A 19876-nucleotide genomic window follows, 5' to 3' on the forward strand; every position below is an offset into this window, starting at 1 on the left:
ATGTCCGTCGCGCCCCAGCCATCCGCATTACGCCTCGCGCAAGGTCTGTAACGGCGGCTGACGCAACACGTTGCGCAAGCCCAGCCAGCCACCGGCGATGGCGCACACCGCGCCGGCCACCAGTCCGACCAGCCACACCGAAGGACTGAACGCCCAGGCGAACTTGAACTGGTAGGTCGCCAACGCCCAACCCATGGCCGCCGCGCCCGTCGCCGCCAGCACACCCGACAACGCCCCGACCAGCGAGAACTCGATCAGCTGCGCCTGCGACAGCTGCTTGCGCGTCGCCCCCAGCGCGCGCAACAAACCGGACTCCCGCGTGCGCTCATCCTGCGATCCCATCAACGCCGCGTACAGCACCAGCAGCCCCGACGCCAAGGTGAAGATGAACAGGAACTCGATCGCCGTCACCACCTGGTCCAGCACCGACTGCACCTGCCGCAACAAGCCGCCGACATCGACAATGGTCAAATTCGGGAAATCGCGCGTCAGCGCGTTCATCACCCCGCCCTGTTGCGGCGGCAGGTGGAAGGCCGTGATCCAGCTCTGCGACACTTCCTTCATCGCCGCCGGATTGATGATGACAAAGAAATTGACCCGCATCGATCCCCACTCCAGCTTGCGCAGGCTGGTGATGGTCACGTCGACCGGCGCGCCGGCTATGTCGAAGCGCAACTTGTCGCCCAGCTTCCAGCGCAAGGTCTTGGCGATGCCCTCCTCCACCGACGCCTCGGCCGAGCCCGGCGTATCGGCGAACCATTTGCCGGCGCTGATCTTGTTCTCCGCCTGCATCTGCGCCATCGTCGACAGATTGAACTCGCGGTCGGCCAGGCCGCGCGCGCGGTCCTCGGTGTAGGTCTCGGCCGTGATCGACTGGCCGTTCACGGCCGTCAGGCGGCCGCGTATCATCGGATACTGCGGCGCATAGCTCACGCCGGCCGCCTCCAGCCGCTTGGCGACCTGCTCGCGCTGTTCCGGCTGGATATTGATGATGAACCGGTTCGGCGCGTCCGGCGGCGTGGCGTTGCGCCAGGCCGACATCAAGTCCTCGCGCACCACGGTCAGCACCAGCAGCGCCATCATGCCCAGCGCCAAGGACACCACCTGCACGATGGTCGCGCCCGGACGCCGTTGCAGCGAGGTGATGGCGAAGCGCCAGCTTTGATGGTCGATGGCGCCGCGCAAGGGTTTGAGCGCCTTCAGCCACAGCCAGGCCACCAGGCCGAACACGACGAACGCGCCCAGGAAGCCGGCCGCCGTGTACGCCGCCAGCTGGGCGTCGCCCGCCTGCCACAGCAGCAGCAGGCCGAAGCCGCCCATGCCCAGGCCGTAGGTGGCCAGCGCCGCCACCTGCGGCGGGTCCTGCTCGCGGCGGATCACGCGGTTGTGCGGCACCTTGCGCAATTGCAGGATGGGCGGCAGCGCGAACGCGGCCAGCAATATCATGCCGATGGCCAGGCCCTGCAGCGCCGGATAGATCGTCGGCCCCGGCAGATCGGCCGACACCAGCTTGCCCAGCACTTCGAGCAGCACATAGTGCGCGCCGAAGCCGACCACCACGCCGATCGCGCTGCCGACCAGGCCGACCATCAGGAATTCATACAGGTACATCGCCGTCACCTGGTTCTGCGTCAGGCCCAGGCAGCGCAGCATGGCGCAGGCGTCCAGATGGCGCTGCATGAAGCGGCGCGCGGCCATCGCCACCGCCACGGCGGCCAGCATCGCCGACAGCAGGCCCACCAGCGACAGGAAGCGGTCGGCGCGGTCCAGCGTGTTGCGCATCTCCGGACGGCCGTTTTCGAGCGACTCGACGCGCACGCCCTTGATGTTCCCCGCCTTGATCTTGTCATCGAGCCATTTCTGGAAGGAAGCGGCGACGGCGGGTCCGTTGTTCAGCGCCGGTGGCGCCGCCAGCAACAGGCGGTAGGTGACGCGCGAACCGGGCTGTATCAGGTCGGTCGCCTGCAGATCCTGCAGCGCCAGCATCACGCGCGGCGCGAAGGCCAGGAAGTTGGCGCCGCGGTCCGGCTCGGAGGCGATCAGCTGGGCGATCTTGAAGGTCTTGTCGCCAAGTTTGAGCTCGTCGCCAACCTTGGTGTTCAGGCTGCCCAGCAAGCCGGCGTCGATCCACACGGTGCCGGGCGCGGGAATACCGGCGGCCGGGGCGCCGTAGCTCTGCTCGGCCTGGGCCGGATCGGTGGTCAGCTTGAGCTTGCCGCGCAGCGGGTAGCCGGGGCCGACCGCCTTGAGCGAGGCCAGCATCGAGGTCGATTGCTCGCCCTCGCCCGCCTGCGCCATGCTCGGAAAGACCACGGTGTCGGTCACCACCAGGCCGCGCCGCAGCGCCTCGGCGCGCCACTCCGCGGCGACCGGGTTGTCGGCGCTGACGACGACGTCGGCGCCGAGCAATTGGTGCGCATCCCGGTCGAGGCCGCTACGCAGGCGGTCGACAAAGAAACCGGTGGCCGACAGCGCGGCCACCGCCACCGTCAGCGCGATCAGCAGGAAGCGCAACTGGCCGGCGCGCCAGTCGCGCGCCGTCATTTTCAGGGCAAGCTTGAACATTGGTGTGACCCTTGGTGTCGTCGTATCTTATACAGCGGCGGTGGCGAAGTAGGCGTCGACCTCGTCGAGGAACTTCTGCTTTTGATCCGGCGGCAGGAAGGCGGCGGCGAAGCCGTTGCGCGCCAACCGGTGCGCGTGCGACAGGCCCAGCGGCAGGGCTTCGAAGGTGGCGATGAAGTTGTCGTTCATGTAGCCGCCGAAATAGGCCGGATCGTCGGAATTGACGGTCGCGACGATGCCGGCGTCGAGCAGTTCGAGCAGGTTGTGCTGGCCCATGTGCTGGAACACGCACAGCTTGATGTTCGACAACGGACACACCGTCAGGGCGATCCGCTCGCGCGCCAGGCGCTGCGTCAGGGCGGCGTCGTCGAGGCAGCGCACGCCATGGTCGATGCGCTCGACCTTGAGCACGTCGAGCGCCGTTTCGATATACGCCGGCGGCCCCTCCTCGCCGGCATGGGCGACCAGGTGGAAGCCGAGCTCCTTGCAGCGCGCGAACACCCGGGCGAATTTCTCCGGCGGATTGCCGAGCTCGGATGAATCGAGGCCGATGCCGATATATTTATCGCGGTAAGGCAACGCCTCCTCCAAGGTGGCGAAGGCGTCCTCCTCCGACAGGTGGCGCAGGAAGCTCAGGATCAGGGTGGCGCTGACCGGGCTGTCCTGGCAGGCGCGGTGGATGCCGTCGATGACGGTCTTGATCGGCACGCCGCGCGCCGTGTGCGTCTGCGGATCGAAGAAGATCTCGGTGTGGCGCACATTGTCGGCTTCGGCGCGCCGGAGGTAGGCGGCCGTCATGTCGTAGAAATCCTGCTCTTGCAACAGCACGCTGGCGCCGGCATAGTAAATGTCGAGGAACGATTGCAAATCGGTGAAGGCATAGGCGGCGCGCAAATCCTCGACCGACGCGTATGGCAAGCTGACGTTGTTGCGCTTGGCCAGCGCGAAGATCAGTTCCGGCTCCAGCGAGCCTTCGATGTGGATGTGCAGCTCGGCTTTGGGCATCCCCTCGAGGATGGCGCGCAATTGTGGGTTCAACATGTTCTCTTTCCTGATACGGGTGACGATGGGGGGGCGTAATGCGGACATCTTATCTTATCCCGGCGGGCGCCATGCCGCGCGCCCATCGCCACCGTTCGCGCGGTGCGACAGCGGACGCCGACTTGCGGCAAAATTTATCTATTTGAGGCGCGATCAGCACGGCGCGCACAGGCATGATACTGTGACATTAGTGTGGTAAAAACGAGCGAGAAAAATGCCATAAAACTCACGGGAAATCTCAAAAATTTCTCAATAAAATTCTTTAAAATCAGCAAGTTACGAAAGAGTATTAACGATATTACGACATATCTTTTGACTTCCTGCAGCAATAGAGCAATAATAAATTTCATAGACGTAAGAAGCATTACGACCAACACATAAAAGCCGTCCACCGGCATGCAGCCAGCGGCAATAAAGCCAGCTCAAAGACACGGGCAATCCGTGCCATCAAAGGAAGCTGGAGACAAGAAAAATAAGATAAGAAGGGAACGCACAAATTAGGGCCAGGGCAGCCGTAACTGCCGGTGACCCGTGACTGGTAGGCTTACATTAAAGGACACCCAAATGACCATTTTTGACAACTACGCCGCACGGTACGAACGGACCAAGGAAGAAGAGATGTCCATGAAGGAATATCTCGAACTTTGCAAAAAAGATCGACTTACCTACGCGAGCGCCCCTGAGCGCATGTTGGCCGCCATCGGCGAACCAACCCTGGTCGACACCCGCAACGATACCCGGCTGTCCCGCATCTTTGCCAACAAGGTCATCAAGATCTATCCCGCGTTCCGCGAGTTCTACGGCACCGAGGAAGTGATCGAGCAAGTGGTCTCCTACTTCCGCCACGCGGCGCAAGGCCTGGAAGAACGCAAGCAGATCCTGTATCTGCTCGGTCCGGTCGGCGGCGGCAAATCGTCGATCGCCGAAAAGCTCAAGTCGCTGATGGAACATGTGCCCTTCTATTGCCTCAAAGGCTCGCCGGTCAACGAATCGCCGCTCGGCCTGTTCAACGAGGAAGAGGACGGCGTGCTGCTGGAAGAGGATTACGGCATCCCGCGCCGCTACCTGCGCAACATTCCGAGCCCGTGGGCCGTCAAGCGCCTGCACGAATTCAACGGCGACATCAACCAGTTCCGCGTGGTCAAGCGCTACCCTTCCGTGCTGAAGCAGGTGGCCATCTCCAAGACCGAACCGGGCGACGAGAACAACCAGGACATCTCCTCGCTGGTCGGCAAGGTCGACATCCGCAAGCTCGAGGATTATTCGCAGGACGATCCGGACGCCTACAGCTACTCGGGCGGCCTGTGCCTGGCCAACCAGGGCTTGATGGAATTCGTCGAGATGTTCAAGGCGCCGATCAAGGTGCTGCATCCGTTGCTGACGGCCACGCAGGAAGGCAACTACAAGGGCACCGAAGGCTTCGGCGCGATCCCGTTCGACGGCATCATCCTGGCCCACTCGAACGAGTCGGAATGGAAAACCTTCCGCAACAACCGCAACAACGAGGCCTTCCTCGACCGTATCTACATCGTCAAAGTGCCGTACTGCCTGCGCGTGACCGACGAGATCAAGATCTACGACAAGCTGGTGGCCAACTCGTCGCTGTACCAGGCCCCGTGCGCGCCCGGCACCCTGAAGATGATGGCGCAGTTCGCGATCCTGTCGCGCCTGAAGGACCCGGAGAACTCCAGTATCTTCAGCAAGATGCTGGTCTACGATGGCGAAAACCTCAAGGACACCGATCCGAAGGCCAAGTCCATGCACGAGTACGTCGACTACGCCGGCGTCGACGAGGGCATGAACGGGCTGTCGACGCGCTTCGCGTTCAAGATCCTGTCCAAGGTCTTTAACTTCGACAACACCGAGGTGGCGGCCAATCCGGTGCACCTGTTATATGTGCTGGAGCAGCAGGTCGAGCGCGAGCAGTTCCCGCCGGAAACCGAGCAGAAATACTTCTCGTACATCAAGGAGCACCTGGCGCAGAAGTACGTCGAGTTCATCGGCAAGGAAATCCAGACCGCCTACCTGGAGAGCTATTCCGAATACGGCCAGAACATCTTCGACCGCTACGTCACGTTCGCCGACTTCTGGATCCAGGACCAGGAATACCGCGATCCGGACACCGGCGAGAGCTTCGACCGCGAGTCGCTGAACAACGAACTGGAGAAGATCGAGAAACCGGCCGGCATTTCGAATCCCAAGGATTTCCGCAACGAGATCGTCAACTTCGGCCTGCGGGCGCGCGCCAATAATGGCGGCAAGAATCCCGCTTGGACCAGTTATGAGAAATTCCGCACGGTGATCGAGAAGAAGATGTTCTCCAATACGGAGGAACTGCTGCCGGTGATCTCCTTTAACGCCAAGGCCAGCGCCGAGGACGCCAACAAGCACGCGGACTTCGTCGCGCGCATGGTGGAAAAAGGCTATACGGCCAAACAGGTCCGCTTGCTGTGCGAATGGTATTTGCGCGTGAGGAAGTCCTCTTAAGCAGTATTTTCGGCAATATCGCGCGGCCATGCCGCGCGGCCGCATGCGCGCCGGCCCGCCGACAGCGGCGGCCGGCGCGGCGCCGACCCATAGCAGCAGGAGGCATCTTTTGACTTACCTCATCGATCGACGTTTGCAGGGCAAGAACAAATCCGCGGTCAACCGCGAACGTTTCTTGCGGCGCTACAAGTCGCAGATCAAGGACGCGGTGGGGCGGGCCATCAAGGGCCGCTCCATCACCGATATTGAAAACGGCGAAAAGGTCTCGATCCCCGTCAAGGACGTGGGCGAGCCATCGTTCGGACACGCCCACGGCGGCGTGTGGGAAACCATCAACCCCGGCAACCAGGAATACCAGAAAGGCGACCTGATCAACCGGCCCAAGGGCGGCGGCGGCGCCGGCCGCGGCAAGGCGGGCAATAGCGACCAGATGACCGAGGATGACTTCATCTTCGAGCTGTCGCGCGAAGAGTTCATGAACTATTTCTTCGAGGACCTGGAACTGCCGCACATGGTCAAGACGCAGCTGACCGCGACGACCGAATTCAAGAACCAGCGCGCCGGCTACAACATGTCGGGCACGCCGTCCAACATCCACGTGCTGCGCTCGCTGCGCGGCGCGCTGGGCCGGCGCATCGCCGTCGGCGGCAACTCGCGCAAGCGGCTCGAGGAGGCCGAGGCCGAGCTGGAGCAGCTACTGCTCGACGGCGAACCGCTCGACGCCCCGCACGTGCTGGAACTCAAGAAACTGATCCACCACCTGCACACGCGGCTGCTGGCGATCCCCTTCATCGATCCGTTCGACCTGCGCTACAGCAACCGCATCAAGGTGCCCAAGCCGATGACGCAGGCGGTGATGTTCTGCATCATGGACGTGTCCGGCTCCATGGACGAGACCCGCAAGGACACGGCCAAGCGCTTCTTCATCCTGCTGTACCTGTTCCTCAAGCGCGCCTACGACAAGATCGACGTGGTCTTCATCCGCCACCACACGGCCGCGGCCGAGGTGGACGAGGAGGAATTCTTCCACTCGCGCGAGTCCGGCGGCACCGTGGTGTCGTCGGCGCTGCACCTGCTCGACAAGATCATCGAGGAGCGCTACGGCGCCGGCGCCTGGAACAGCTACGTGGCCCAGGCCTCGGACGGCGACAACTGGGACAACGACTCGGTGCTGTGCCGCCAGCTGTTGATCAACACCATCATGCCCAAGGTGCAGTACTACACCTATGTCGAGATCACCGACGGCCCGCCGCAAAACCTGTGGGAACAGTACTCGCAGATCCCGGACCACCACGCCAACTTCGCCATGCAGAAAATAGTCACGCCGGCCGATATCTATCCGGTGTTCCGCGAACTGTTCAAGAAACAGCCGAAATAGGCGGCCGCCCGGCCGCCCACCTAGCGAGCGCCCCATGAACGACATGACGCACCAGCCCTCCCCCAAACCGCGCCATCCGCGCGCCCTGCCCGAGCAGTCCGAATGGACGTTCGAACTGATCGAGCAGGCCCACCAGGAAATCCGCCGGGTCGCCGAGAACTTCGGCCTCGACACCTACCCGAACCAGCTGGAAATCATCACCGCCGAGCAGATGATGGACGCCTACACGTCGGTCGGCATGCCGGTGTCGTACAACCACTGGTCGTTCGGCAAGCATTTCCTGTCGACCGAGAAAGGCTACAAGCGCGGCCAGATGGGCCTGGCGTACGAGATCGTCATCAACTCCAACCCCTGCATCGCCTATTTGATGGAGGAGAACAGCCTGACCATGCAGGCGCTGGTGATCGCGCACGCGGCCTACGGCCACAACTCCTTCTTCAAGGGCAACTACCTGTTCCGCACCTGGACCGACGCCGAGGCCATCGTCGACTACATGGTGTTCGCCAAGAACTACATCGCCGAGTGCGAGCAGCGCCACGGCATCGACGCCGTCGAAACCTTGCTCGACTCCTGCCACGCGATCCAGAACTACGGCGTCGACCGCTACAAGCGCCCGGCCAAGCTGTCGATGATGGAGGAAAGGGCGCGGCAGAAGGAGCGCGAAGCCTACGTACAATCGCAGATCAACGACCTGTGGCGCACCTTGCCGCGCCGCGAGGAGGAGGAGGCCGAGAAGGCCGCGCCGCGCTTCCCGCCCGAGCCGGAGGAGAACCTGCTGTACTTCATCGAGAAGTACGCGCCGTTGCTCGAGCCGTGGCAGCGCGAAATGGTGCGCATCGTGCGCAAGATCAGCCAGTACTTCTATCCGCAGCGCCAGACCCAGGTGATGAACGAGGGCTGGGCCACGTTCTGGCACTACACCATCCTCAACCAGTTGTACGACGAGGGCGTGATCGGCGACGGCTTCATGATGGAGTTCCTCAAGAGCCATACCAACGTGGTCTACCAGCCGCCCGTCAACAGCCCCTATTACAGCGGCATCAACCCGTACGCGCTCGGCTTCGCGATGATGACGGACATCCGCCGCATCTGCGAGAACCCAACCCCCGAGGACCGCGAATGGTTCCCCGACATCGCCGGCAGCGACTGGCGCAAGACGCTCGACTTCGCCATGCGCAACTTCAAGGACGAGAGCTTCATCGCCCAGTACCTGTCGCCCAAGCTGATCCGCGAGTTCCACTTCTTCGCCGTGCTCGACGACGACAACAACGAGAAGCTGGCGATCTCCGCCATCCATGACGACCTCGGCTACCGTTACGTGCGCCAGCAGCTTGCAGAACAATATAATCTCGGCAATCGGGAGCCCAATATCCAGGTCTGGTCGGTCAACACCCGCGACGACCGGGCGCTGACTTTGCGCCACACGCAGTTCCAGCGCCGTCCGCTCAACCAGCAGGCCGGCGAGGTGCTCAAGCATGTGGCGCGCCTGTGGGGCTTCGACGTCCACCTCGAGACGGTGGCGCCGAACGGCGAGGTGGTCAGCACGATGGAGGTCAAACGGGAGAAACGCGCCCGGGGAAGTTGACCAACATATATATAGTGCTTGCGCGGGGGCGGTGCGGTTTCAGGCACGGCTCTTGCAAGGTCTAAGTCGGGGTCAGGGGCGGTGCTCTGGCCCCGGTTTTTTTTGGTGAATGCATGACGCGGTTGGGAAGTCAACAGGTTTTTGCGTGTTTTCAAAAATTACCTTCCGCAACAATTTCATGAACGAAACATTCGCGGCCAAATTATCAACTGTTGGTAGTAAAATTACGCTGATAATATTCCGTGATTGGGCTTAAGGGAAAACTAAGTAACGTGGTGGCGCGCTATGCCCCAATTCTGCCCCGTGCACGCTTGCCCGGTGAGCCAATTTGGTGCAAAGTGAGCGCTATCACATAGGAAAACCCTATGAAATTTAACCGGTTTTAGGGATGAAAATTCTATGTAAAATCAAGAATTCGTATGTATAATTCGCCGACGTCCCGGATGCGGCTGTTGTTTTGTGTCGCCATTTTGGGGTTTAGTAGCAACAAAAAGAGTTGGTATTGGAGAAAGCAGGCATGAATTTCACGCACAACGAGAAAAGCACCGGGAAGAACTTTACAGGCATTACCATTGTCGTTTTGTTGCACGTCCTGGTTGCTTATGGGATCGTGACGGGCTTGGGAACCCGCCTGGTGGCAAAGATGGTCGCCCCAGTGGAGACAAAGATCATCGAGGAAGTAGCACCTCCTCCACCAAAGGAACTCCCACCACCGCCACCTCCGCCGGAGATGAAGGCTCCCCCGCCACCATTCATCCCGCCAGTCGAGGTGAACGTGCAGCAGCCGCCGCCGCAGCAGAACGTGATCGCCAACGCGACCAACGTGAAGCCGCCGTCGAACGAACTGCAGAAAGCGCCGCCGGCACCACCGGCGCCGCCGACACCAGGCCCAGCGAAGGCGGTCAACGTCGCCGCGGTAGCCGACTTCAGCACTTGCGCCAAGCCGGAATGGCCGAAGTCGTCGCTGCGTAACGAAGAAACGGGAACGGTAACGTTGTCGTTCCTGATTGCCGCCGATGGCCGCGTTGCCGACTCCAAAGTCGTCAAATCGAGTGGTTTTAGGGATCTGGACAAGGCAGCGGTGAGCGGCATCAGCAAATGCCGTTTCAAACCGGGTCTGACCGACGGGAAACCGACGGAAGCGTGGATGCAGATGCAATACGTCTGGACGCTGGAGTAAAAACCGAGACAGCAGTGACGTCTCACTTAGTAAGTTTCGTTGTCATACATTCAGCGATCTGATTATTTTATCAATTTGGAGGAAGCATGTTTAAGAATACCCGTTTGTCCGCTGTACTGGCCGCTGTGCTGTTTTCCGTGACCGCAGCCACCGCCCTGGTAAGCGCCCCAGCTTTCGCTGACGCGCCAGCCTCGGCAGCTTCGGCTCCAGCAGCCGCTCCAGCGGATGCGGCAGCAGCACCAGCACCAGCGGCCGACGCGGCCGCTGCTCCAGCAGCCGACGCAGCAGCCCCGGCACCGGCAGCCGCCGGCGGCCACGAAGAAGTGGAAAACCCATACGGCTTCAAAGCAGTTTGGGACGCAGGTTTCGTTTCGCGCGCCACCCTGATCATCCTGTCGCTGATGTCGATGGGTTCGTGGTACATCATCATCACCAAGCTGATCGACCAGGCTAAGATCTTCAAACAGTCGAAAGAAACCTCGGCCAAGTTCTGGAAAGCCTCGTCGATCGCCGCCGGTTCGGCCGCGCTGAAAGAAGGCTCGCCATTCCGCTTCATCGCCGAGACCGGCACCAAGGCCACCGTGCACCACGACGGCGCACTGCTGGAACAAATCGACCTGTCGACCTGGGTGACGATGTCGATCCAGCGCGCTGTCGACAAAGTGCAATCGCGTCTGCAAGACGGCCTGTCGTTCCTGGCAACCGTTGGTTCGACCTCGCCGTTCATCGGTCTGTTCGGTACCGTTTGGGGTATTTACAATGCGCTGATCGCCATCGGCATGTCGGGTAACGCGTCGATCGACAAGGTCGCCGGTCCAGTCGGTGAAGCGCTGATCATGACCGCTTTCGGTCTGTTCGTCGCCGTTCCAGCCGTTCTGGGTTACAACTGGCTGGTGCGTCGTAACAAGTCGGCCATGGAAGATGTCCGTTCGTTCTCGGCCGACGTGCACTCGGTGCTGATCTCGGGCGCCATGTCCACCAGCGAAGCCGGCCGTCTGGCTGGCGCTAAAAAGATTGGATAATTAATCATGTCGATGTCCGTAGGCTCCGATAGCGGAGACGAAGATCAAGTCATGTCGGAAATCAACACGACGCCCCTCGTGGACATCATGTTGGTTCTGCTGATTATCTTCCTGATCACGAGCCCGGTTGTTCTGAAGCTTATCAAGATCAAGCTGCCAGAAGAAACCAACCAGGTCATTCAGACTAAGCCGGAAGATGTCAACATCGTTGTGAGCAAAGATGGCGACATCTACTGGAACCAGAAGAAGATGCGCGACGCGAATGAGTTGTTCGACAATCTGAAGGTGGAAGCAGTGAAATTGCCGCAGCCGGAAGTACACGTTCGTGGCGACCAAGAAACACGCTACGAATCGATCGGCAAGGTTATTTTCACTACCCAGCGCGCTGGTATTCAGAAGGTCGGCTTCATCACCGAACCGCCTGATAAGGGTTAATTCCCGTTAGCGCATCGCGGGCCTGTGGTTCGGGCCTGCCCTTCTTAAAAGGAAACATCATGAGTATGAATGTCGGCTCCCCATCCGCAGGCGCGGATCCGGAACCAATGATGGAAATGAATATGACGCCCCTCATCGACGTGATGCTGGTGCTGATTATCATGATGATCATTACGATTCCGAAAGCCAACCACTCGGTGAACTTGAACATGCCGGTCGGCACCCCGCCGCCACCGACCAAGGACCCCGTGGTGATCACGATCGACGTGGACTTCGACGGTACGATTCTGTGGGATAACGTGGTCGTTCCCGACCGCGCCACCCTGGAAGCGAAACTGACCGATGTCGCGGCCCAGCCCGACCAGCCGGAGGTGCATCTGCGTCCGAACAAGCTGGTGGAATACAAGGCCGTGGCGGGCGTGATGGCTTCGGCCCAGCGTCTCGGCGTGACCAAGATTGGCCTGGTCGGCAACGAACAGTTCCAATAAATTTGTTCTATGTTCAACGATAGGCAGGACCATTCCTGCCTATTTCGCATTTTGAAGAAAGAAAACTTACCCATGACCAAGTTTCGTCTCGCTCATCTCGGCCTGGTAATGGCCGCTATTGGTTTTACAGCAGCAGCTCCTATTGCAGGTTTTTCGTCGGTCGCCTACGCTGCCGAAGCGGTGCGTGCTGAAATCGGCAAACCATTGCAGGAAGCACAGAAACTGGCTGCGGCAGGCAAGAACAAAGAAGCAGTAGCAAAACTAAAAGAAACCGATTCCGTCGGCAACAAGAGCGCCAACGAGACCTATCTGATCGAACGCACCCGCGCCTCGGCCGCCGCTTCCGCTGGCGACTACGACACCGCCGCGCGCGCCTTTGAGAGCGTGATCAACTCGGGCAAGCTGTCGGCCGCCGAACAACCGAAATTCACCCAGGCCCTGGCCGGTATCTACTACCGCATCAAGGACTACCCGAAAGCCATCACCTGGATCCAGCGCGCGCTCAAGGACAATCCGAGCGACGGCGCCATGCACGAACTGCTGATCCAGACCTACTACATCAGCGGCAAGTACGCCGAGGCGGCCAAGGAACTGCAAGCGTCGAAGAACCTGAACGAAGCCCAACTGGGCATGCTGGCCAACATCCAGCTCAAGCAGAACGACAAGGCCGGCTACGTGCAGACCCTGGAACGCATGGCCGCCAGCTATCCGAAGCCACAGACCTGGGCCGACCTGCTGCAACGCGTGCAAGCCAAGCCCGGCTTCTCGTCGAGCCTGTCGCTGGACGTGCTGCGCCTGCGCCTGGCCAACGGCCTGCTGACCAAGCCGTCCGAATACATGGAAATGAGCCAGCTGGCGCTGCAAGCGGGTAATCCCGCCGAAGCGATCAAGATCATCAACGAAGGCTACAAGAAAGGCGCGCTGGGCACCGGTTCCGACGCCGCCCGCCACCAGCGTCTGAAAGACCTGGCCGCCAAGACGCAGACCGAGTTCGACGCCAAGCAAGCCGCCGATGAAGCCGAAGCCGTCAAGAACAAGGACGCCGACGCGCTGGCCAACATGGGCTACGCGCTGGTGTCCGCCGGCAAGGCCGACAAGGGCCTGCCGCTGATGGAACAAGCGGTCAAGCTGGGCACCGGCCGCAATCCGGAAGCGATCAAGCTGCACTACGGTATCGCGCAATCGATCGCCGGCAAGAAATCGGCCGCTCTGTCGACCCTCAAATCGGTCAAGGGCACGGACGGCACCGCCGACCTGGCCCGCTACTGGACTCTGGGTCTGAACAAAGCCGCTTAATCCGGCCGGGTTTTGCGCCTGAAAGCGCTGTCTGCTCCGGCAGGCGGCGCTTTTTTCCATTTCGGGGACCCAAAATCGGGCAAAAAGCCCCTTCCCGCCCCCGCCCATGCCCATTGCGGATGTGCATCCCCGAAACAAACCGTATAATCCTCCATTTAGCGATAGTTCCCCCAGATTCCCATGAAGGTATTTCGAGGTCTCCCCAACGCGGCGGCGCGCGCGCCGTGCGCGCTTACGATCGGCAACTTTGACGGTGTCCACCTCGGCCACCAAGCATTGCTGGCGCGCGTGCGCGGCGCCGCCACCGGCCTCGGCCTGGAAGCGGCGGTGATGACCTTCGAGCCGCATCCGCGCGAATTCTTCGCCAACAAGGCCGGCGACCCGTCGAAGGCGCCGCCGCGCATCGCCAACCTGCGCGACAAGCTGCAATCGCTGTCCGACAACGGCATCGACCGCGTCATCGTCGAGCACTTCTCAGCGCCGTTCGCCGCCCTCACGCCCCAGGAATTCACCGAAAAGGTGCTGGTCGAGGGCCTGCACGTCAAATGGCTGATGGTCGGCGACGACTTTTGCTACGGCGCGCGCCGCGCCGGCAACGTCCAGATGCTGCTGGAGGCGGGTAAACAGTACGGTTTCCACGTCGAGACCCTGCCCACGGTGATGAACGGCACGACCCGCATCTCGTCGTCGGCCGTGCGCGCCGCGCTGGCCGAGGGCGACTTCGGCCACGCCGAGGCGCTGCTGGGCCATCCGTACGCGATCTCCGGCCATGTGATCCACGGCCAGAAGCTGGGCCGCACCCTGGGCTTCCCCACCCTGAACCTGCGCGTGCCGCACCGCCCCGCGCTGGCCGGCATCTTCATCGTCCAGGTGCACGGCCTGGCCGAGCGGCCGCTGGCCGCCGTCGCCAGCCTGGGCGTGCGCCCGACCGTCGACGACAGCGGCCGCGTGCTGCTGGAAGTGCACGTGTTCGACTTCAACCAGGGCTGCTACGGCAAGCAGGTGCGGGTCGAATTCCTGCACAAGATCCGCGACGAGGAAAAATACGTCGATCTGCCGACCCTGACGGCCGCCATCCACCGCGACGCCGACATCGCCCGCGCCTGGTTCGCGCAGCGCGATGGCGCCTCTGGCGAGCTGATTAGCGCCACCAACGCCACCGACCGAATTTGAGCGCGCGACCAGCTACGCGCGCCGGCTATCCAGAATTCCCGCATACATCACTGAAGAAAAAACATGTCCGATAAAAGCAAAGCCCCGAAGAAACCTGAAAGCAAATACCCGGTCAACATGACCGAAACCCCGTTCCCGATGCGTGGCGACATGGCCAAGCGCGAACCGGGCTGGGTGCAGCAATGGCAGGAAAAGAAAATCTACGAGCGCGTGCGCAAGGCCGCCGCCGGCCGTCCGAAGTTCATCCTGCACGACGGTCCGCCATACGCCAACGGCGACATCCACCTCGGCCACGCCGTCAACAAGATCCTTAAGGACATGGTGGTCAAATCGCGCTCGCTGGCCGGATTCGACGCGCCGTACGTGCCGGGCTGGGATTGCCATGGCATGCCGATCGAAATCCAGATCGAAAAACTGTACGGCAAAAACCTGCCGACCGCCGACGTGCTGACCAAGGCCCGCGCCTACGCGCTGGAACAGGTCGACCGCCAGCGCAAGGACTTCATCCGCCTGGGCGTGCTGGGTGAATGGAACAACCCTTACCTGACGATGAACTTCTCGAACGAGGCCGACGAACTGCGCGCCCTCGGCAAGATGCTCGACAAGGGCTACGTCTACCGCGGCCTGAAGCCGGTCAACTGGTGCTTCGATTGCCAGTCGGCGCTGGCCGAGGCCGAGGTGGAGTACCAGGACAAGCGCGACCCGGCCATCGACGTCGGCTTCAAGTTCGCCGAGTTCGACAAGCTCGCCAGCGCGTTCGACCTGGTGCAGCTGCCCACCCACGAAGGCTATATCGTCATCTGGACCACCACGCCGTGGACCATCCCGTCCAACCAGGCGCTCAACGTCAACCCGGAGGTCACGTACGCGCTGGTGCAAACCACGCGTGACGGCCAGCCGCTGCTGCTGATCCTGGCGCAGGACCTGGTCGAATCGTCGCTGGCGCGCTTCAAGCTCGAAGGCGTCACCATCGCCACCTGCCAGGGCGAGGACTTGGCAGGCATCAGCTTCCTGCATCCGTTGCACGCGGCCGACACCTTCTACAACCGCCTCTCGCCGATGTACCTGGCCGACTACGTGACCACCGAGAGCGGCACCGGCGTGGTGCACTCGGCGCCCGCCTATGGCCTGGACGACTTCATCTCCTGCAAGGCACACGGCATGGCCGACGACCAGATCCTGACCCCGGTCATGGGCGACGGCAAATTCATCCCGGCCCTGCCGCTGTTCGGCGGCATGACGATCTGGGAGGCGTCCAAGCCGATCTGCAACGCGCTGCGCGACGCCGGCGCGCTGTTCGAAGTCAAAATGTTCGACCACAGCTACATGCACTGCTGGCGCCACAAGTCGCCCATCATCTACCGCGCCACCTCCCAGTGGTTCGCCGGCATGGACATCAAGCCGAACGACGGCGGCGCCTCGCTGCGCGAGACGGCGCTCAAAGGCATCGCCGACACCAAGTTCTTCCCGGACTGGGGCCAGGCGCGCCTGCACGGCATGATCGCCAACCGTCCCGACTGGACCTTGTCGCGCCAGCGCCAATGGGGCGTGCCGATGGCCTTCGTGGTGCACAAGGAAACCGGCGCGCTGCATCCGCGCACGCCGGAGCTGCTCGAGCAAGTGGCCCAGCTGATCGAAAAAGGCGGTATCGACGCCTGGCTGGCGCTCGACCTGAAAGACCTGATCGGCGACGAGGCGGCGGTCTACGCCAAGAACAAGGACACGCTCGACGTCTGGTTCGACTCCGGCACCACCCACCAGACCGTGCTGCGCGGCTCGCACAAGGAGCAGTCGGCCTTCCCGGCCGACCTGTACCTGGAAGGTTCGGACCAGCACCGCGGCTGGTTCCACTCGTCGCTGCTGACGTCCTCGATGCTGAACGGCGCGCCGCCCTACAAGGCGCTGCTGACGCACGGCTTCACCGTCGACGGCGAAGGCAAGAAGATGTCCAAGTCCCTGGGCAACACCCTGGCGCCGCAAAAAATCTCCGACACGCTCGGCGCCGACATCCTGCGCCTGTGGATCGCCTCGACCGACTACACCGGCGAGCTGTCGATCTCCGACGAGATCCTCAAGCGCGTGACCGAAGCCTATCGCCGCATCCGCAACACGCTGCGCTTCCTGCTGGCGAACATCTCGGACTTCGACCACGCGCGCGACGCCGTGTCGGTCGCCGAGCTGCTGGAGATCGACCGCTACGCGATCGCCAACATGGCCGCGCTGCAGAAGGAGATGGAAGCCCACTACGAACAGTACGAGTTCCAGCCGGTCTACTCCAAGCTGCAGAACTACTGCTCCGAGGACCTGGGCGGCTTCTACCTCGACATCCTCAAGGACCGCCTGTACACGTCGGCCGTGACGTCGCACGCGCGCCGTTCGGCGCAGACCGCGCTGTGGCACATCACGCAAAGCCTGCTGCGCGTGATGGCGCCGGCGCTGTCGTTCACGGCGGAGGAAGCGTGGGCGATCTTCGCCGGCGAAGAGGCGTACAAGGCCAGCGACGAGACCATCTTCACGCAAACCTGGTGGCGGTTGCCGGAACTGGCCGACGCCGACGCGCTGCTGGCCAAGTACACGGCCTTGCGCGCGGTGCGCACCGACGTGACCAAGCAATTGGAAGATTTGCGCACCTCGGGCGCGATCGGCTCGTCGCTGCAGGCGGAGCTGGCCATCAAGGCCGCCGGCGACAAATACAAGCTGCTCGCCAGCCTGGAGGACGACCTCAAATTCGTCTTCATCACGTCGCTGGCGCAAGCCGTCGAAGTGGCCGCCGAAGCCGATGAAGCGGTCGAAGTGGCCGCTTCCACTGCCGAGAAGTGCGAACGCTGCTGGCACTACCGCGCCGACGTCGGCGCGCACGCGGACCATCCGACGCTCTGCGGCCGTTGCCACAGCAATCTGTTCGGTGCGGGCGAAAAACGCAAGTTCGCTTAATATTGGGCCCGCCGATTCCGACCGCGCTGTGTTGGTCGGATCGGCGGCGCCGCCGCCACGAACCTCTTTGATATTTTATGGCCACTAAAAAAATCTTCCCGACCAAGTCCTCGTCCAGCCTGATACCTTGGCTTGGCATCGCCTTCATCATCGTGCTGATCGACCAGCTGTCGAAGATCACCATCACCCGCACCTTCCAGTTGGGCGAGGAAAAGTTCGTCACCTCGTTCTTCAACCTAGTGCTGGCCTATAACAAGGGCGCGGCGTTCAGCTTCCTGCACAACGCCGGCGGCTGGCAGCGCTATTTCTTCACCGGCATCGGCATCGCCGCCGCCGCCTACATCATCTACCTGTTGAAAAAACACGGGGGCCAACGCATGTTCTCGTGGGCGCTGTCGCTGGTGCTCGGCGGCGCGGTCGGCAACGTCATCGACCGCCTGCTGTACGGCCACGTGATCGACTTCCTCGATTTCCACTGGGCCGGCTGGGGCCACTTCCCGGCGTTTAACATCGCCGACGCGGCCATCTGCATCGGCGCGGCGCTGTTCATCCTCGACGAACTACGGCGCGTCAACAAATAAGCGGGAGAACGGCATCATGGAACTGACTGGTAAAAAGATCGTGCTCGGCCTGTCCGGCGGCGTGGCCTGCTACAAGGCGGCGGAACTGTGCCGCGCGCTGACCAAGGCCGGCGCCTCGGTGCAGGTGGTGATGACCGACGCCGCCACCCACTTCATCACCGCCGTCACCATGCAAGCCCTGTCGGGCAACAAGGTGTTCAGCAGCCAGTGGGACCCGCGCGTCGACAACAACATGGCCCACATCGACGTCACCCGCGACGCCGACGCGATCCTGATCGCGCCCTGCTCGGCCGACTTCATGTATAAATTGGCGCACGGCGTCTGCGACGACCTGCTGTCGACCATGTGCCTGGCGCGCCCGCGCCGCGTGCCGCTGCTGGTGGCGCCGGCCATGAACGTGGAAATGTGGCAGAACCCCGCCACCCAGCGCAACGCCCGCCAGCTCGAGGAAGACGGCATCGTCATCTTCGGCCCGGCCGCCGGCGACCAGGCCTGCGGCGAAGTAGGCATGGGCCGCATGCTGGAACCGGCGCAGCTGCTGGAGGAATTGATCGCGTCGTTCCAGCCGAAAGTCCTGGCCGGAAAACGCATCCTGATCACCGCCGGCCCGACCTTCGAGCCGATCGATCCGGTGCGCGGCATCACCAATCTGTCATCCGGCAAAATGGGTTACGCGGTGGCGCGCGCGGCGCGCGAAGCCGGCGCCGAAGTGGTGCTGGTGTCCGGCCCGACCGCGCTGCCGGCGCCGTTCGGCGTACAGCGCATCAACGTCCAAAGCGCCGTGCAGATGCACGACGCCGTGCTGGCCAACGTCGACCACCAGCATATCTTCATCGCCGTGGCGGCCGTCGCCGACTGGCGCGTGTCCAACTCCAGCGAACAGAAACTGAAAAAGAATCCGGACGGCTCGGTGCCGGACCTGAAGTTCGAACAGAACCCGGACATCCTGGCCACCGTCGCCGCCCGCACCTCGCTGGCCGGCCATCCTTACTGCGTCGGCTTCGCCGCCGAATCGGAAAACCTGATCCAGTTCGGCGCCGACAAGCGCGAGAAAAAAGGCATTCCCCTGCTGGTCGGGAACATCGGCCACCACACCTTCGGCCAGGACGACAACACCATCATCCTGTTCGACGAAAACGGCCACACCATCCTGCCGCGCGCCGACAAGCTGACCCTGGCGCGCCAGCTGATTTCCGAAATCTCCAAACGCATCTCGCAGCACTCGCTGTTCGCAAAATAATAGAGCAAAACGCATGAAAAACATCGACGTCAAAATCCTCGACCCGCGCATGAAAGACCAGTTGCCGGCCTACGCCACCCCGGGTTCGGCCGGCCTCGACCTGCGCGCCTGCATCGACGCGCCGATCACCATCGAAGCCGGCCAGACGGTGCTGATCCCCACCGGGCTGGCGATCCACGTCGCCGATCCGGGCTACGCCGCGATGATCCTGCCGCGCAGCGGCATGGGCCACAAGAACGGCATCGTGCTGGGGAATCTGGTAGGCTTGATCGATTCCGATTACCAGGGCCAGTTGATGATCTCGACTTGGAACAGGGGCAACAGCGCCTTCACCCTGAACCCGATGGAGCGCCTGGCGCAACTGATCATCGTTCCGGTCCTGCAAGTCGGTTTCAACGTCGTCGAAGAATTCGACACCAGCGAACGCGGTGCCGGCGGTTTTGGAAGCACTGGAAAACACTAAGAAAACAC

15 protein-coding genes are annotated in these 19876 nt (G+C 62.1%); 13 read left to right on the plus strand and 2 right to left on the minus strand.

The window, feature by feature from the left end; genetic code table 11:
- Window positions 1-27: 27 nt before the first annotated feature.
- Together MRBLMU1_RS11350 and MRBLMU1_RS11355 are read right to left on the minus strand one after the other, a co-directional pair.
- Window positions 28-2565, minus strand: coding sequence for an ABC transporter permease (locus MRBLMU1_RS11350; protein ID WP_363501128.1), 2538 nt, complete (start codon window positions 2563-2565; stop codon window positions 28-30).
- 27 nt (window positions 2566-2592) lie between these two features.
- Entirely contained in the window at window positions 2593-3606 is a 1014-nt protein-coding gene (locus MRBLMU1_RS11355; RefSeq protein WP_363501131.1) for an adenosine deaminase, read from the minus strand.
- 564 nt (window positions 3607-4170) lie between these two features.
- On the opposite strand from MRBLMU1_RS11355, the gene MRBLMU1_RS11360 reads away from it, so the two are divergent.
- From MRBLMU1_RS11360 to dut, 13 genes are all read left to right on the plus strand, one after another.
- Window positions 4171-6093: a PrkA family serine protein kinase gene (locus MRBLMU1_RS11360; protein WP_209726640.1), complete on the plus strand. Its 1923-nt coding sequence runs from the start codon at window positions 4171-4173 to the stop codon at window positions 6091-6093.
- A 109-nt stretch (window positions 6094-6202) separates the two neighbouring features.
- The gene (locus MRBLMU1_RS11365; RefSeq protein WP_363501135.1) at window positions 6203-7471 is read left to right on the plus strand and encodes a YeaH/YhbH family protein; all 1269 of its coding nucleotides are present in this window, start codon (window positions 6203-6205) and stop codon (window positions 7469-7471) included.
- A gap of 34 nt (window positions 7472-7505) precedes the next feature.
- On the plus strand, window positions 7506-9056 hold the full coding sequence (locus MRBLMU1_RS11370; protein ID WP_363501138.1) for a SpoVR family protein: 1551 nt from the start codon (window positions 7506-7508) through the stop codon (window positions 9054-9056).
- Window positions 9057-9573: 517 nt separating this feature from the next.
- The gene (locus MRBLMU1_RS11375; protein ID WP_363501141.1) at window positions 9574-10236 is read left to right on the plus strand and encodes an energy transducer TonB; all 663 of its coding nucleotides are present in this window, start codon (window positions 9574-9576) and stop codon (window positions 10234-10236) included.
- Window positions 10237-10322: 86 nt separating this feature from the next.
- Window positions 10323-11258, plus strand: coding sequence for a MotA/TolQ/ExbB proton channel family protein (locus tag MRBLMU1_RS11380; protein ID WP_363501144.1), 936 nt, complete (start codon window positions 10323-10325; stop codon window positions 11256-11258).
- Between the two features lie 6 nt (window positions 11259-11264).
- Window positions 11265-11693 carry an ExbD/TolR family protein gene (locus tag MRBLMU1_RS11385; protein ID WP_363501147.1) on the plus strand — a complete coding sequence of 143 codons (429 nt, stop codon included), beginning with the start codon at window positions 11265-11267 and terminating at the stop codon, window positions 11691-11693.
- 59 nt (window positions 11694-11752) lie between these two features.
- Complete coding sequence (locus tag MRBLMU1_RS11390; RefSeq protein WP_363501150.1) at window positions 11753-12181, plus strand: ExbD/TolR family protein; 429 nt, start codon at window positions 11753-11755, stop codon at window positions 12179-12181.
- A gap of 72 nt (window positions 12182-12253) precedes the next feature.
- A complete protein-coding gene (locus tag MRBLMU1_RS11395; protein ID WP_363501153.1) occupies window positions 12254-13477 on the plus strand; it encodes a tetratricopeptide repeat protein in 1224 nt (407 codons plus the stop codon).
- Window positions 13478-13657: 180 nt separating this feature from the next.
- Window positions 13658-14650 (plus strand): bifunctional riboflavin kinase/FAD synthetase, encoded by a 993-nt coding sequence (locus tag MRBLMU1_RS11400; RefSeq protein ID WP_363501156.1) that lies wholly within the window; start codon window positions 13658-13660, stop codon window positions 14648-14650.
- A 63-nt stretch (window positions 14651-14713) separates the two neighbouring features.
- Entirely contained in the window at window positions 14714-17584 is a 2871-nt protein-coding gene (gene ileS / locus MRBLMU1_RS11405) for an isoleucine--tRNA ligase (protein WP_363501159.1), read from the plus strand.
- Window positions 17585-17661: 77 nt separating this feature from the next.
- Window positions 17662-18165, plus strand: coding sequence for a signal peptidase II (lspA, locus tag MRBLMU1_RS11410; RefSeq protein WP_363501162.1), 504 nt, complete (start codon window positions 17662-17664; stop codon window positions 18163-18165).
- Window positions 18166-18181: 16 nt separating this feature from the next.
- Window positions 18182-19405 (plus strand): bifunctional phosphopantothenoylcysteine decarboxylase/phosphopantothenate--cysteine ligase CoaBC, encoded by a 1224-nt coding sequence (coaBC, locus tag MRBLMU1_RS11415; RefSeq protein WP_177196830.1) that lies wholly within the window; start codon window positions 18182-18184, stop codon window positions 19403-19405.
- Window positions 19406-19418: 13 nt separating this feature from the next.
- On the plus strand, window positions 19419-19868 hold the full coding sequence (gene dut, locus MRBLMU1_RS11420) for a dUTP diphosphatase (RefSeq protein WP_315218741.1): 450 nt from the start codon (window positions 19419-19421) through the stop codon (window positions 19866-19868).
- Window positions 19869-19876: the final 8 nt, after the last annotated feature.

Source organism: Burkholderia sp. LMU1-1-1.1 (genome assembly GCF_040675865.1).
Taxonomy (GTDB): Bacteria; Pseudomonadota; Gammaproteobacteria; order Burkholderiales; family Burkholderiaceae_D; genus Rugamonas.